This is a genomic window from Pseudomonas khavaziana, from assembly GCF_036704165.1.
GTDB lineage: Bacteria > Pseudomonadota > Gammaproteobacteria > Pseudomonadales > Pseudomonadaceae > Aquipseudomonas > Aquipseudomonas khavaziana.
On record NZ_CP129946.1, the window covers coordinates 5,685,390 to 5,702,739 of the forward strand.

Annotated in this window: 3 protein-coding genes and 1 pseudogene; 3 read left to right on the forward strand and 1 reads right to left on the reverse strand. The window is 57.9% G+C overall.

Annotated features, from left to right (window positions below; genetic code table 11):
- Nucleotides 1–53 precede the first annotated feature (53 nt).
- The 3 genes and pseudogenes from QYQ93_RS25455 to QYQ93_RS25465 form a co-directional block, all read left to right on the forward strand.
- A pseudogene (locus QYQ93_RS25455) lies at nt 54–245 on the forward strand (MbtH family protein); the annotation flags it as partial.
- A 466-nt stretch (nt 246–711) separates the two neighbouring features.
- On the forward strand, nt 712–1,725 hold the full coding sequence (locus QYQ93_RS25460; protein WP_338475758.1) for an LLM class flavin-dependent oxidoreductase: 1,014 nt from the start codon (nt 712–714) through the stop codon (nt 1,723–1,725).
- A gap of 129 nt (nt 1,726–1,854) precedes the next feature.
- Nucleotides 1,855–3,465 (forward strand): MBL fold metallo-hydrolase, encoded by a 1,611-nt coding sequence (locus QYQ93_RS25465; protein ID WP_338475759.1) that lies wholly within the window; start codon nt 1,855–1,857, stop codon nt 3,463–3,465.
- Nucleotides 3,466–3,702: 237 nt separating this feature from the next.
- Here QYQ93_RS25465 and QYQ93_RS25470 read toward each other — a convergent pair whose 3' ends face one another.
- Nucleotides 3,703–17,040, reverse strand: coding sequence for an amino acid adenylation domain-containing protein (locus QYQ93_RS25470; protein ID WP_422394059.1), 13,338 nt, complete (start codon nt 17,038–17,040; stop codon nt 3,703–3,705).
- Nucleotides 17,041–17,350 lie beyond the last annotated feature (310 nt).

A 17,350-nucleotide genomic window follows, 5' to 3' on the forward strand; every position in this document is an offset into this window, starting at 1 on the left:
CCGCTCTGAGCCAGCGTGTCAAAACTCATAACGAATAAGCAAGGAAGAACCCCATGAACACCCACTCCGATGGTATTTACCACGTCGTCGTTAATCATGAAGAGCAATATTCAGTCTGGCCCGAATGGCGCCAACCTCCCGAAGGATGGAGGTCTGAAGGAAAACGTGGATCCAAGCAGGAATGCCTGGATTACATTGGAAACGTCTGGACCGATATGCGGCCGCTCAGCCTGCGTCGGTCGATGACACAAGGCAAGTTGCCAGAGCAGGCGCCTCAGCAGCAAGAAGACACTGGAGAAACACTCGTACAGGTACTCAGCACCGGGCAGCACCCTCTACGTATCTCTTTGCGCCCCGAAGCAAGCCCAGCCCAATTGCAAAGGTCTCTCGACCAGGGTGTGGTACTGGTCACGTTCACAAGCACCCAGGGGTGTACCGAGCTCGCGCTGAATATTGATCACAAAGAAACGCGATTGGAGAGCGCCGACTTCGAAAAAGGCACCGGTGAGGTAAGGTTTGTCGGCCGCTTGGTCCTTGATGACGTACCGGTGCTCTGTGAGGCAGTAGTCGACTTACAAACAATGGCAGGGTTGGGCGGGCTGAAGGTTATTAATATCAAATCAGTTGGATGAGGCAGGTTAACGCTGCAATTGAGCAAACCTTTATGGCACAGAGAGCAGCCAACATGGCGTCAGATCAGGAGTAAATATCATGGCAGGGATTGAGCGGCCCACTAAGTCGGCATTGGAGATATTCACAACATGCCCTCGAGAATCTGAGGTAGGGCAATATTCCGACCGGATGCGACGTACAGCGTCGTTGACGCAAGCCGCGGGTTTCAAAGGTATTCTGATTTATACAGGCAATGAAGTGCCGGTAGAGCCCTGGCTTGTGGCCGGGGAACTGGCACAATCTCACCCCACCCTGTCTCCCTTCATCGCCGTTAACCCTGTGTACATGCACCCATTCACCGTCGCCCGTTGCATTGCCATGCTGGCGCAACGCTACGGGACGCGCTGCCACTTGAATCTGATTGCAGGCACGTCGCTTGCGGATATGAGCGCACTCGACGAGGCCGACGGGCATGATCAGCGATATGACCGGCTGCGCGAATTTGCCCTGATCGTTCGCGAACTTTGCCGCGGCGATAAGGCCGTCTCATTCGAAGGGAAATTCTTTGGCGCTAAACATTTGCGGTTGCCCCATCGAGTTCCATCCGATCTGCAGCCGGTATTTTTCGTTGCCGGTCAGTCACCGGCAGCGCAACAGACCGCGCAAACACTGAGTGCCCGGTCACTTGGAATGCTTCAAGGTTCAATGGCCGTGTCGCCACCAAGCGCTTCGGGGGTACACATGGGAATCATCGCTCGAGACTCCGATGACGAAGCCTGGGCCGAGGCGTACTCGCGTTTTCCCGAGAAGACCTCCGCGATCCCCCAACATATGCTGATACACAACACGGATGCTTCATGGAAAAAGGCGTTGCTAAAAGAGGCCGAAGTTATATCCACACCAAACGACGCCTATTGGCTGGGCCCGTTTTTACGCGGCCAGTTGGATTGTCCATTACTCATCGGTTCTGTAGAAACGGTCGCCCGCTGCTTGGATCAACTCATTGCCCATAACGTCCGTCAGCTCGTTCTCGAGCTTCACGATAGCGAGAAAGATTATATGTTCGCGGCTGCCGCCATTCAGCGTACCAAGGCTTGCATGCCACCTCTCTAGGTCACTGACCTCACACGCAGAGACCTACCGCATTCTAAAAAATATACATGCCGCGAAGCCAGTGCCAAGCCGCCCGCTCGTGAGCTTCAGCTTACTTAAATTACCGATTAGCCGAACAGGGAGAAACTGATGATTCAGTATTGGCTTAAAGAGGACATAACACTCGTTCCGCTGATTGGACGCTGGTATGCGTGGCCGCATCTCATCGCCCCTTTGACGGGAGCGCTGAATATCGCCAAGCGCCATCTACCAATCATGGATTCCTATGCCAATGCACCTGCCTTGCACGCACGCGCAGTACAGGACATAAATAACATCGGCGGCCCATTCGTTGATTATGAAACTGACTGTTCATCACCGATTCGTGCCTTGGCTTCAAAAACACGTAGCGAGTGCCGGGGACTGCTTGAAGTGGCCATCGAGGTTGAAAAACTACGAGAGATGCTTAGAGCCGCGCCGGACGATGCGACCATGGAATCGCTGTACTCAACCGTACCAGACGGGCTCAAGGGCTACGTTGAATTGATTCGAGAGACGGAAGGAAAACCTGGCTTTCGGCTGATTGAAGAGCTGCTCTATCGCAGCCCATACTATGTAAAAAGCTTACAATCCATTTCAATTCAGACGGAGCGCGCGAACCCTAGGCCATTCTCCTTGAGTACGCCGACCCTGGACGATAGCAACAACCGTATCTTGGATATCGCCTTCGATGACCCGCGGCTTGATCGACTGGCATTGGCACGTATCCACCCTGTGGACGCACCAGCATTACTTCAAGAGCTGGGTCTGCCCCCAGACGACTTGGCAAGCCTGTTTACAACGCAAGCGCCGCCGCGACCCGATGCTGTAGTTGGCAGTAAAGTCCGCGTACTGGGGCATGCTACTGTCTTGATTGAACACGCTGGTACAAGCATCCTGGTCGATCCAGTCATTGGCTATGCCAGTGCCCGACAAGACGGCGGCTGGACATTCTCGGACTTGCCGGATCAGATCGATGCGATTGTCATCACGCATTCCCACCAAGATCACTTCTTCCTCGAAACGCTCCTACAGCTGCGTAGCCGCACACAATGCGTCATCGTACCGCAAGCGGCACGCGGTGAGCTGACGGATCCCTCACCCGCCATCATGCTGCGCCAACTGGGCTTTACCGATGTGCGCGAGGCTCCGTATCTCGAACCGCTGAAAATCGGCTCCGCAACCGTTACCGCGCTACCGTTTCTAGGCGAGCACGGCGACCTGCCCATCGGGGCAAAAGCTACCTACGCAGTCAATGTGGAGGGGGAAAATATCCTACTGATGGCTGACTTCCGAAACATCGAACCCCGCGTGGTAGCGCATCTCGCAAAAATCCTGCCTGCTGTAGATACGCTGTTCATTGGCATGGAGTGTGAAGGGGCTCCTGTCAGCTGGCTCTATGGTCCTTTGTTATCCAAGCCGTTACCACGCAATGTTGATAACTCTCGACACCTCAGTAGTAGTGACTGTGCCCAAGCCATTAGTTTGATTGACCTGTTTAACCCCAAGCGAGCATTCGTCTATGCAATGGGACAGGAACGATGGCTGCGCCATATCACCTCCAAGATTTATACCGATACGTCGTTGCCAATAGTCGAAGCTTCTCGCTTCGTTCGGATTTGCACCGAACGTGGCATGGAAGCCAAGCTGCTGTTAGGCCCCTACACCCTCAGCAGCAAAAAGAACTCATCACGCTTGCACGAGGAATGTACAGACCACTGAAGGCTTGCTTGTCGCTGGTCAGCACTGCGATGCGAAACTTCATGCTACACCTCCATTGCTCCCCCAATGACAAGCCAGAGTCAGCGTCAACTCAGACGCTGACACATGGCTCAGACGTGCGGCATCAAACTCCATGAAGCATCGCTGCAACATCATGAGCCTCCTCCCAAGCCAATGAGGCCACACCCCGTAAGAAATGCAGAGAATCTGCCACATTACGGGGTGCTAGAAATGAGCCTAAATCAACAATTCATCGTACTCTTCCTCAGAGGTTGTTGACCCCAGCGAGCCCTGAATGTGTGCGATGACTACCGCCAACGGCTCAATCGACGGCATTTCAAATACCGCCCGCACGGGCAGGTCGATGTTCAGCTCTTCATGCAGCCGAGCGACCAACTGCATCGCCAGCAACGAGTGCCCGCCCAGCTCGAAGAAGCTGTCGTGGATGCCCACTTGTTCACGCTTGAGCACTTCTTCGTACAACGCCACCAGCAACGCTTCGGTTTCGTTGCGTGCCGCCACGTAGCGGTCTTCCAAATGCTCGCGGCTCGCCTGTGGCGCCGGCAGCGCCTGACGGTCGGTCTTGCCGTTGGGCAGCAGTGGCAGCGCCTGCAAAAATACAAATTGGCTCGGCACCATATACCCCGGTAACTGCTGTCGCAGAGCCGCCTGCAGGTTCAGCACCTGGGCCGAGTCGCCGACCACATAGGCCACCAGTTGCTTGATACCTGGTACATCTTCGCGCACCAGTACCACCACTTCGTCGACCTGTGGCTGGTTGCGCAGGGCCGCTTCGATTTCCGCCAGTTCGATCCGGAAACCCCGCAGTTTGATCTGGTGGTCCAGGCGACCGAGATACTCCAGTTGCCCATCGTCGCGCCAGCGCACCAGGTCGCCAGTCCGGTACAAGCGCGTACCCTGTTGGCAGAACGGGTTGGGAATAAAGCGTTCGGCCGTGAACAGCGAGGCATTCAGGTAGCCACGTGCCAAGCCCTCGCCACCGATGTACAGCTCACCTGAAACACCGATGGGGACCACGTTGTAATCCTGGTCCAGCACGTACAATTCACGCTCACCAACGCCATTGCCGATGGGCGCGTATCCGCCGCTGAAGTCGGCAGACTGCGCATCCGCTCGCCAGATCGTGGGGGTGATGACCGTTTCGGTCGGGCCATAGCCATTAATGATCCACTTGGGGCTCAAGTGCTTGATGATGTGGTGCAGGGTGTCGCGACCAAACGCTTCGCCAGCAAAACAATAGGTATTGACGGTCGGGGCACGGCCTTGCTGTGCACTCCAGTCCGCCAGCTGTTGCAGGTAGCTGGGGGGAAACGCCGCAACCGTAATGCCTTGAGCGAGCAGGGTCTCATAGGTTTGCTTGGCTCCCCACAAGGCCTGCTCCTTGAGTACCACGCAAGCCCCGAAGAACAGTGGAGTGATCCAGCGCTCATGGGCGCCATCGAAGCTGATGGACAGAAAGTGGAACTCGCGGTCGTGCGCGGTCAATTGATAACGCGCGCCGATAGTCTGGCAATGCATCGCCAGTGCGCCGTGTGCCACCGCCACCCCTTTAGGTCGCCCGGTGGAGCCGGAGGTGTAAATGCAATACGCCAGGTTCGCCGGCGTTACGCCGGTCACCGGGTTGCTGGTCGGGCAGGCCTTGAACCGCTCGGCCTGACTGTCCAGGCACAGCGTTGCGTAATCGCCCGGCAGTTGTTCCAGCAGTGAATGCTGGGTCAGCACGCGTTTCACGCCGGCATCGTCGAGCATGTAGGCAATGCGTGGGCCGGGGTAGTCCGGGTCCAGCGGCGTATAGGCGGCCCCGGCTTTCAAAATACCCAGCAACGCCACGATCATCTGCACCGAGCGCTCCATGAACACGCCCACCAGTTCATCGCATTGCACACCCTGTTGGATCAGGTAGTGCGCCAACTGGTTGGCCTGACGGTTCAACGCGCGGTAGCTCACCTGCTGGTCCTGGTAGACCAGCGCCACGGCATCCGGAGTACGGGCGGCCTGGGCTTCGAACAGGTGGTGCACGCACTGCGCTGGCCGGCGTTGCACATCGGTGGCGTTCCAGTCGTGGACGATCTGGCGGTAGTCTTTGGCCGGTAACAGGTGCAACTCACGCAGGGCGGTGTCCGGTTGCTGCGTCAGTTGCTCCAGCATGGCCAGCCAGTGGTGGGCCATCCGTTCGATACGGGCCTGATCGAACAGGTCGGTGCTGTATTCGAAAGTAGCCTGCAAGCAGCCGTTGACTTCGGTTACGCCCAGGCTCAAATCGAACTTGGCCAATGTGGCCGGCGCCTCCACGCCCTGGAAGGTCAAGCCGTCGGCCATCAGCTCGCCGGCCGGCGCGTTATGCACCGCGAACATCACTTGGAACAGTGGTGAATAAGCCAGGCTGCGCACCGGCTTGAGCTCTTCGATCAGTTGCTCGAACGGCAGATCCTGATGGGCATAGGCATTGAGCGTGTGCTCGCGTACCTGGGCCAGTAGATCGGTGAACGCCTGTTGCCCATCGATACGTAACCGCAGTGCCAGGGTATTGACGAAAAAGCCGATCAACGGCTGGATGCCAGGGTGGTTGCGGTTGGCAATCGGTGAACCGATGACCAGGTCGTGTTGATGGCTGTAGCGCTGCAACAACACACCGTAGCTGGCCAACAAGGTCATGAACAGCGTGGTGCCGTGCTGTTGCCCGAGAGCCTTGATACGCGCGGTCAGGGCGGCATCGATCTCGCAGGCCACGGTGTGCCCACGGTAACTTTGCACAGCGGGACGAGGCCGGTCAGTAGGCAACTCGAGCAAGGCTGGCGCAGCGTCCAGCGTCTGTTTCCAGTAGGTCAGCTGCTCGTCGAGCCGGGCGCCTTGCAGGTGTTCGCGTTGCCACAGGGCATAGTCGGCGTACTGGATTTCAAGCGGTACGAGGCTGCTGGCCCGGCCTTGGCTGAAGTCGGCATACAGTTGCGACAGCTCCTGGGTCAGCACGCCCGCGGACCAGGCATCGGAGACAATATGGTGCATGGTCAGCAACAGGATATGTTGCTGGTCATCGAGCTTGAGCAGCTGCGTGCGCAGCAGCGGGCCGTTGGCCAGGTCAAAGGGCTGCGCCGCTTCCTGGCGGACCAGCACTTGGGAGCGTGCCAGGCGCTCGTCTTCGGGCCAGGAGGTCAGATCGATCAGCGGCAAGGCGCATACCTGTGCCGGGTGAATATGCTGGTGAGCCTGGCCCTGTACCACCGGGAAGGTGGTGCGCAATGCTTCATGGCGTTCAACCACAGCCGTAAGTGCATGCTGTAGCGCAGCAGGATCGAGCCGGCCCACCAGACGCACGGCGACGGGGAGGTTATACAGGGCGCTGTCGGGTTGCAGCTGGCTGAGGAACCACAGGCGCTGCTGGGCGAAGGATAGGGGAAGCTGACCTTCGCGAGCGCCACGAGGAGCCGGCTGGGAAACGGCCGGCGCATTTTCCAATATTGCCAGGGCGATATGTTCGGCTATGCCTCTAATCGTCGAGCCTTCAAATATCGCACGCAGTGGCAACTGAATATCAAATCGTTTCTGCAGGTTTTCGATCAGGTGCAACGCCAATAACGAATGGCCGCCCAATTCGAAAAAGTCGTCGTGGCGGCCGACACGCTCAACCTTGAACAGCTCTTCCCACACCACAGCAAGTACGGTTTCCAGCTCTCCCTGAGGCGGTTCGTAACCACGGCCACTGAGTGCGTCAGGGGCTGGCAGCGCCTTGCGGTCCAGCTTGCCGTTGGCGGTCAGCGGAAAGGCTTCCAGACCGACATAGGCGGCTGGCAACATGTAGTGCGGCAGGTAGCCTTGCAAGTGCTCGCGCAGCTCGCTGATCTCAGGCAGATCGTTCTTGCCAGACGTGAAATACGCCACTAGTCGTTTTTCACCGTCAGCTTCGTCACGGGCCATCACCACCGTTTCCTTGACTGCGGGATGGAGCGCCAGTCGGGCTTCGATCTCACCCAACTCGATGCGCTGACCACGGATCTTCACCTGAAAGTCATTACGGCCCAGATATTCGATCGTGCCATTATCCAGCCAGCGACCCAGATCGCCGGTGCGATAACGGCGGGCCAACGGGTCCTTGTCAAACGGATCTTGCAAGAAACGCTCGGCGCTCAGTTCGGGCAAGTTCAAATACCCCCGTGCAACGCCGATGCCACCGATATTGATTTCCCCAGCAACGCCCATCGGTGTTGGCTGGCCGTGGGCATCCAGAATATAGAGGTTGATATTGGCAATAGGACGACCGGCCGGCGCACTGATGCTCTGATCGTCGGAGCGACAATGCCAAGCCGTCACGATAACGGACGCTTCAGTCGGTCCATACAGATTGTGCAGCTCGACGCCTTGCAGACGCGCTTCAAAGCGGTTTTGGAGGCTACGCGGCAAGGCTTCTCCAATGCACCATACTTTGCGTAGCGCCTCGAAGCCCCGACAGTCATGATGCTCCAGAAAGACTTCGAGCATTGAGGGCACGAAGTGCAGCAATGTGATGCGTTGCTCGCGCACGACACGCGTCAGATAGGCCGGATCCTGGTGGCCACCGGGGCGTGCCATGTACAACCGGGCGCCGCTCAGCAGCGGCAGGAAAAACTCCCAGACCGACACATCAAATCCGAACGGAGTCTTCTGCAGAATGTGATCGGCCTCGTCTACTTGGTATTCATCGCGGACCCAGAGCAGCAGGTTGACCACGCCACGGTGTTCGCTCAGAACCCCTTTCGGGGTGCCGGTCGAACCGGACGTATAAATCACATAAGCCAGGTGAGTCGCAGTGAGCCCTAGCGCGACCGGGTCAGGATTGTGATATTCGAATGAGTCTTGCGTGGTCTCTACATCGACCAACAGCACCGGAGTGTTCGCGCGCGCAACGACGTCCTGCAACGCCACACTGGTAAGCATGACCACTGGCGCGCTGTCTCTGAGCATATAGTCGCGGCGATCGACGGGCAGGTCCGGATCCACGGGCACATAGGCACCGCCGGCTTTGAGAATCGCCAATAGGGCAACGACCAGGTCATTGCTGCGATAAAGCGAAACGGCCACGCGGGCGTCCGGTACTACGCCTTGGGCAATCAGGCGGTGGGCCAACTGATTGGCCTGGCGATTGAGCGCGTCGTAACTCAAGGTCAGGCCGCGGTGATCGCTGACAGCACAAGCGTCCGGAGTCCGTCGGGCCTGCTGCTCGAAGAGCGCATGAATCAGCTCATCACGCGGATAATCACGCGGCGCGGCGTTGAAGCCGTGCAACACCCGCTCCTGTTCCGGCTGCGGCAGGATTGAAAGCTGGCTGATGGGCGTCAACGGCGCCCGTTCAAGCGCATCCAGCAGGTTGTGCAACGCGCACTGCAAATAGCCGAAGACGCGTTGGGCATCAATGCCGTTGGTGGCCTGGACCGTCAAAGTGAATGCTTCACCAGTATCATCCACTGCCAGCGCAAGCGGATAACCCGTACGCTCATGCACATCAAGCCCTCGTATACCCCGCCAGGCATCATGGGCCAGAGTAGAATCGTCCGCCGGACTGTAACGGAAGTTGAGCAATGTGCCGAACAACGGAGCTGGGGCCGGCACGCCGCTGCAGCGTTGCGCCAGGGCCAGAGGGGCGTGCTCGTGTTCGAGCAGACCGGTCAGGCGCGCATGCACCTGCGTGACTGCCTCAACGACGGTTTGCGCCCGTAGCTCGACGCGAATCGGCAAGGTATTGATGAACATGCCCAGTGCCCGTTCAGCACCCTCGCCAGCTTGCATGCGGCCTACAAGTATGGTGCCGAACACCACATCGTCACGCGCCGACACACCTCCCACCACGCGCGCCCAGGCAAGGTGCATAAGGCTGGCAGCGCTGACACTCAAACTGCGGGCGAGGTGGCGAATGCGACGACTGACCTGGCCATCCAGTGTCTGCCGTACTTGCTGCAAAGCGCCCTCGGGGGATTGCTTGCAGAATGGCAAGGTAGGTTCGTCAACGTCATGCAGCATGTCGCGGAAGAAGCGTTCATGAGCCTCATCATCGTTGCGCAGGCGGGTCTGGGCAATGTAGTTGCGATAAGGAACCGGGGTCGGCAATTGCGCCGAATCGTCCACCAGCAAACTCTGTATCTCCGACATGATCACAGCCAATGCAACGTGATCCAGAATCAGGTGGTGGAAGACCAGCGCCATAATGTAGCGCTGGCTCAGGGGATCCCACGCATGACGCAGGCACAGCATCGGTGCCTGGCTGATGTCAAGCCGAAAACTACGGGCATCGAACCGTTCGCGCATCTGGTCGAGAAGATCGCCGTCGGCCGGATCCAGCTCAACCTTTTCGCTCGACAAGAAAGCTGAGCGCAACACAACCTGGACCGGCGTATCGAGACCTTTCCAGAACACGGCCGTACGCAGGGAGTCATGGCGTTGCATGACTTTATGAAGGGCACTGACAAACGAAACCACACGTGTTTCGCTGTCCAGTTCAAGCACCGCATTAAGAATGAACGGGTCACCCTCATGGGTGGAGACATGATGGTAAAGGATACCTTCCTGCAACGGCGCCAGTGCGTAGATGTCCTGAATGTTGGCGGCACCGCCCGGTACAGCCTCGACGATCTGATCGATAGCCGCCTGGTCGAGGGTGACCAATGGCAGCATGTGCGGCTCGATGCGCTGGCAGTCAACCGGGATCAGATTGTCCGGAACTTCAAGCTCCAGTTCCTGCGACAGGGAGGCGGCGAGCGCAGCCAGCGTCGGCTGACTGAACAGCACTTTGATGTCGGCACGCATGCCGTGCTGGCGCATACGCTGGATGAGTGTCACAGCCAGCAGCGAATGACCGCCCAGCGCAAAGAAATTGTCGGAGCGTCCTACCGGCTCTACCGACAGCACCTCGGCCCAGATGCCGGCCAGTATCGTCTCGATCTTGCCCTGGGGGGCTTCATACACATCAGAGCTCAAGGCATGCCGGTTGGGGGCCGGCAGCGCTTTGCGATCCTGCTTGCCGTTGTCATTCAGCGGCCAATGGTCCAGACGAACGAACGCCGCAGGCACCATGTAATCGGGCAGCGCATCGCGAAGCCAAGCCTGAACGGTCTGGGTCGTGAGCGTCGATTCAGTCGTTTCAGCGGTGAAATAGGCCACCAGTTGTTTCTGCCCCGGTACGTCCTCGCGCACCATGACCGATGCCTGATGAATGCCGGGACACGATTGCAAGCGGGCATCGATTTCGCCTGGCTCGATCCTGAAACCACGCAGTTTGATCTGATGGTCCTGGCGACCGAAATATTCCAGTTGACCATCTTCGCGCCAACGTACCAGGTCGCCGGTCCGGTACAAACGCGTACCTTGCTGGCTGAACAGGTTAGGGATAAAGCGTTCTGCACTCATAGCTGCGGCTTTGTTATAGCCGCGGGCGACGCCTACTCCGCCGATGTACAGTTCACCATTGACACCCACCGGTACAACATTGAAATCGTCATCCAGTGCGTACAGCTCAATGTTGGCAATGGGGCTGCCTATCGGAACACCTGCCGTATCTGAATGGGGCTGACACTGCCAGTAGGATACGTCGATGGCAGCTTCAGTAGGCCCGTATAAGTTATGCAGATAAACGCCAGGGTACGCATCGAAAAATTGATTTTGCAGTGGCTCCGGCAAGGCCTCGCCGCTACAAAACACTTTTTTCAATACATGAGTGACCACCGGATCAGCAATAAATGCATGAAGCATCGACGGAACAAAATGCAATGCGGTGACCTGCTGTTCGCTGATGATCTGGCGCATGTAGTCGAGATCTTTATGCATATTCGGTTCTGCAACAACCAGACGCGCACCCACCATCAACGGCAAGAAGAATTCCCACACTGAAACATCAAATCCAAAAGCAGTCTTCTGCAGGAAGACATCTACTGTTTCGAATTTGTACTCCTCCTGCATCCAGACCAGGCGATTGACAACCCCGGTGTGCGGATTCGCCACCCCTTTAGGCCGCCCGGTGGAGCCCGAGGTGTAAATGCAATACGCCAGGTTCGCCGGCGTTACGCCGGTCACCGGATTGGTGCTCGGGCAAGCCTTGAACCGCTCGGCCTGACTGTCCAGGCACAGCGTTGCGTAATCGCCCGGCAGTTGCTCCAGCAGTGAATGCTGGGTCAGCACGCGTTTCACGCCGGCATCGTCGAGCATGTAGGTAATCCGCGAGCCAGGGTAGTCCGGGTCCAGCGGCGTATAGGCGGCCCCGGCTTTCAAAATACCCAGCAACGCCACGATCATCTGCACCGAGCGCTCCATGAACACGCCCACCAGTTCATCGCATTGCACACCCTGTAGGATCAGGTAGTGCGCCAACTGGTTGGCCTGACGGTTCAACGCGCGGTAGCTCACCTGCTGGTCCTGATAGACCAGCGCCACGGCATCCGGAGTACGGGCGGCCTGGGCTTCGAACAGGTGGTGCACGCACTGCGCTGGCTGGCGTTGCACATCGGTGGCGTTCCAGTCGTGGACGATCTGGCGGTAGTCTTTGGCCGGTAACAGGTGCAACTCACGCAGGGCGGTGTCCGGTTGCTGCGTCAGTTGCTCCAGCATGGCCAGCCAGTGGTGGGCCATCCGTTCGATACGGGCCTGATCGAACAGGTCGGTGCTGTATTCGAAAGTAGCCTGCAAGCAGCCGTTGACTTCGGTTACGCCCAGGCTCAAATCGAACTTGGCCAATGTGGCCGGCGCCTCCACGCCCTGGAAGGTCAAGCCGTCGGCCATCAGCTCGCCGGCCGGCGCGTTATGCACCGCGAACATCACTTGGAACAGTGGTGAATAAGCCAGGCTGCGCACCGGCTTGAGCTCTTCGATCAGTTGCTCGAACGGCAGATCCTGATGGGCATAGGCATTGAGCGTGTGCTCGCGTACCTGGGCCAGTAGATCGGTGAACGCCTGTTGCCCATCGATACGTAACCGCAGTGCCAGGGTATTGACGAAAAAGCCGATCAACGGCTGGATGCCAGGGTGGTTGCGGTTGGCAATCGGTGAACCGATGACCAGGTCGTGTTGATGGCTGTAGCGCTGCAACAACACACCGTAGCTGGCCAACAAGGTCATGAACAGCGTGGTGCCGTGCTGTTGCCCGAGAGCCTTGATACGCGCGGTCAGGGCGGCATCGATCTCGCAGGCCACGGTGTGCCCACGGTAACTTTGCACAGCGGGACGAGGCCGGTCAGTGGGCAACTCGAGCAAGGCTGGCGCAGCGTCCAGCGTCTGTTTCCAGTAGGTCAGCTGCTCGTCGAGCCGGGCGCCTTGCAGGTGTTCGCGTTGCCACAGGGCATAGTCGGCGTACTGGATTTCAAGCGGTACGAGGCTGCTGGCCTGGCCTTGGCTGAAGTCGGCATACAGTTGCGACAGCTCCTGGGTCAGCACGCCCGCGGACCAGGCATCGGAGACAATATGGTGCATGGTCAGCAACAGGATATGTTGCTGGTCATCGAGCTTGAGCAGCTGCGTGCGCAGCAGCGGGCCGTTGGCCAGGTCAAAGGGCTGCGCCGCTTCCTGGCGGACCAGCGCTTGGGAGCGTGCCAAGCGCTCGTCTTCGGGCCAGGCAGTCAGGTCGATCAGCGGCAAGGCGCATACCTGTGCCGGGTGGATATGCTGATAGGCCAGGTCCTGCGCTAGTGGGAAGGTGGTGCGCAATGCCTCATGGCGTTCGACCACAGCCGTGAGTGCCTGCTGTAGCGCAGCAGGATCGAGCCGGCCATCCAGGCGCACGGCGACGGGAATGTTATACAGAGCACTGTCGGGATGCAGTTGGCTGAGGAACCACAAGCGCTGCTGGGCGAAGGACAGGGGAAGCAGGCCTTCGCGAGCGCTGCGAGCAACCGGTTGGGAAATGGCAGGGGAATTTTCCAACATTGCCAACGCGACACGTTCGGCAATACCTCTGACCGTCGGAGCTTCAAATATCACACGCAGAGGCAACTGGATACTAAACCGTTTCTGCAGGCTCTCGATCAGGCGCAACGCCATCAACGAATGCCCGCCCAGATCAGCAAAAAAGTTATCGTCCACCTTAACGACTGCGCCACCAACGATACTGCTGCAAAGGCTTCTCACACCTTCAAGGACAGGGTCTGAACGCCCATCGATGAAGTTCTCTGGGACCTGGGCTTTAGCCATTACCGCCAACGCCTTGCGGTCACGCTTACCGGTAGCGGTACGGGGTAGCACATCAACCAACAGCAACTGCTCGGGCAACATATGCACAGGCAGCTCGCGTGCAGCCCTTTCACGCACACTTCCCAGTGTCATATCAGGGGTGGTGCAGATACAACTTACGACGATCCGTGCGGATAGACCTTCTCCTACTACCAGCGCGCATACGTCGCTCATATCAGGCCAACCGAGCAGGACACTTTCTATACCTGTAAGGTCTATACGCATCCCATGCAGCTTGACTTCATTGTCAACCCGGCCCACATAAAGCAATTCACCATCTGCTTTCTGTCGCACAAGATCGCCTGTTGCATACATGCGCGAGCCGGGGGAGCCGTTGATTTCCGGCACAAACCTGCGAGCCGTCTCGGACGGACGATTAGCGTAGCCGTCAGCGACCCCCGCTCCGGCCAGATAAAGTTCTGCGATAACATCGTACGCGACCGGCTGCATCCTCTCATCAAGCACGTAACTACGCGTTCCCAGGATCGGCCGGCCAATTGGAGGCGCCTCGCTGTCGCCGGCATGGACCTGATGGCAGATCGAGTAAATCGTTGTTTCAGTAGGCCCATAAAAATTGAGCAGACGCGCACACCGGCTCGTCAACTCAAGAGCTATGTCCGCGGCAAGTGCTTCTCCTCCCGACAACAACGTCATCGTTTTTCGGCACCCCTGGAAGCCACCGGCAAGCATCAGGCGCCACATCGACGGGGTACATTGCACGGTATTAACGGCCTGACGCTCGATCAACTCGATTACCGAATGAGCCTCGAAAGAGGTGGTTGCAGGAGCGACTACAATACGCGCGCCTACGCAAATGGGCGGTAGCCACTCCAACAGGGCAATATCAAAGTTCGGAACCGTCACCGCCAACATGACCAAATCCGACGTCGCGCCCATGCGTGCTATAAACGCGCCGAGAAAAGCGTCGAGAGCACCACGAGATACCCGCACGCCCTTAGGCTGGCCGGTAGAACCTGAGGTGAAGCAGATGTAGGCCAGGGCAGACTCGCACAAAGGGGTAGCAGACGAGTAACGCGGCCCACTGATAAGCGAATGCCAGTTCGTCTCATCGACGATTAGTCCTACTTGCGCATCCGCACAAATCGACTCTCGTGCAGCGGGAGGATAACGCGGATCCAGCAGGACAAATGGCACACCCGCCCGATAAGCCCCGAGGATCAATGGCAACAACCGCCACGAGCGGAGCATGCAAATGCCCACGGTGCAGCCTGGTTCGACCTGCCAGCTGAACGCATAGGCAATAACGTCAACCAACCTGTCCAGTTGAGCGTAACTCCAATGCATGTCCTCTTCGATCAGGGCGATGGTATTTGGACTTTGGGCTGCATGAACCTTCAACAAGCTGGCTACATCGCCCTGCCGAATCGGACAGCCGCCGAGGCCATCTTCACGAATGGCCGTACGCTCCCGGTCAGTCAAAAGCTCGATATCACCTGCAGGCTTGTCAAATGACTCAGCCAGTTGCTCCAGCAGTATGAGATATCGATCTGCCATCTTTTCGATGTGGCACGCTGGAAACAGCTCGGTATCGTACGTAAATGAACAAGTCAGGCCGGAGGAGGTAAGCGCAATCGACAACGACAGGTCGAATTGCGCCTCGGCATGCTTCATGGAGATAGGCGCAATACGCAAACCTTCGACTTCCTGCGTCAACAGTTCCATGTCGAGGAAGGCGAACCACAGTTGAAAGACGGGTGTTACGCTAAGATCACGTACAGGATGCAGCGCATCCACAATTCGCTCGAATGCACAGGATTGGTGATCGAACGAGGAAACAATCGTGTCCCTGACTTGTGCCAGCAATTGCCTGAAACTGGCGTCAAGAGACACCTCCACCCTCAATGCAACCGTATTGGCAAAGAAGCCGATCAACGACATCAGCGTGTCATCAGGTCGATTCGCAACAGGCGTCCCTATCGTGATGTCACGGTCCACACCATGTCGGGCAACCAGCACACTAAATGCAGTGAACAACAGCATATGCAAAGTGGCATCCGCCGAACGAGCGTATGACCTGAGGACTTCGACTGCCTCCATGGAAACCACTCGGTCAACCCCTGCTCCCTTGCCCGCACGTGATGCCGGCCGGGGATAGACAGGCAGCGTCGACACCTGGTTGCCACGCAAGCGGTCGACCCACCACTGCAAGTCCACCAAGGATGCATCTGTTGCAGCTTGTGCCTGTTGCAAATAGGCATAGTCACTGAACGTGAATGGTAACTCAGGGAAGGCGACAACCTCGACGTCGTTATCTACTTCTTTACATGCCAGATAGGCGCGGGAAAGGTCCTCTGTAAGAACCCGCATCGACCAACCGTCAGAGATAAGATGATGGATGACCATGACGAACAAATGGCATTGCGGCTCAAGCTCCAGAATCGCCACGCGAAAACAGCGACCGGTGCTCAATGCAAACGGCTTGCGTCCGAACGTCTCGATCCAGCGTTCTGTTTCGTCATGGGACATGCACATGCCTGTCAGCAACGGCACATCAATATCAGTGGAAGAAGCGAACCATTGCACAGGCTCTGCGTCAATCACACCGAAGTTGGCTCGTAACGTTTCATGACGATCAACCACCAGGTTGAAGGCCCGCCGTAGCGCCGACACATCCAGTACTCCGGTCAACCGCAGGGCGACCGGCATGTGATACGCAGAGGTGCCCGGCGTTAATCGTTCAAGAAACCAAAGCCGCGCCTGCGCCGCCGTAAGCGGAAAATGCGTCATGGTCGAAGGTGCCCGTACGCGCTGCAGCGTCTCGCACACCTTCTCGCTGCCTCTGGCGCCTTCAATAGCTGCGAGCAAACCGCTGAATGTAGGATTGCGGAACAACGTCGACAGCGGCAACTGAACGCCGAGCGTGGACGCAATTCTTGCCATCAGTCGCACGCCTTGAAGGGAGTGGCCTCCGCAGGCAAAAAAGTTATCCTCTTGCGTACGCGGTGACACACCGAGTACATCCTGCCAAAGGCCCGACAATAGCTCTGCGGTCACGCTGTCGCCAAAGGCCCGAGGCTGCGTGATGACCTGAGATATCGACGCGGCAAGGGTGCTGTAGTCGACCTTGCCTCCCGTGGTCCTCGGCAAAGCCTTGAGCATATGTATCTGCGCCGGACGCATCCAGGGCGATAAGTCTTTCTCGAAAATGGCTTCCAGATCGGCGGCGACAATGGCGCAACGCTCGATGGCCAGAGGGTCGTTTGTCAAAGACGAGGTATGCTGTCCAGTCGAACCGAGCAACGGATGCACTGCTGATACACCCAGGTTCAGGTCGAACGTCATCGGGTCATCCAGGTTGAGCGTCACACTGGAGCGGTGCCCACTGGCTCGAGCGAGACGCAACATAACCATAGGATCTTCGCCCTGCTCTCCCAGCAGGCGCGCATTGGGAATTGCGGTAATGCGAACCGGCGAAGCAAATGCCTCGAGCACGAGTGAGCGTGACCAGGGTACACACCGCACGGGCTCTTCAATCTCGCGCTTGCCGACATGAATAATGACGTCATAACGGTAGCTGTTAAGTTCATTGGGGGTGTCGCCGCCCCGAACAAGTAACTCAACGCCGGCAACCCGCTTGTTCGCCCCTCCCAGCGTCAGGAAAAAAGAGGGGTCGACCAGAAGCTCTTCGTCATCGGCTTTCAAGGATGCATCAGACTGCGCA

What these genes read in the sequence shown, in the direction of transcription:
- QYQ93_RS25460 (WP_338475758.1), top strand. Translation starts at nt 712, where the DNA reads ATGGCAGGGATTGAGCGGCCCACTAAGTCGGCATTGGAGATATTCACA.
- QYQ93_RS25470 (WP_422394059.1), bottom strand. Translation starts at nt 17,040, where the DNA reads ATGGTTATGTTGCGTCTCGCTCGAGCCAGTGGGCACCGCTCCAGTGTG.
- QYQ93_RS25465 (WP_338475759.1), top strand. Translation starts at nt 1,855, where the DNA reads ATGATTCAGTATTGGCTTAAAGAGGACATAACACTCGTTCCGCTGATT.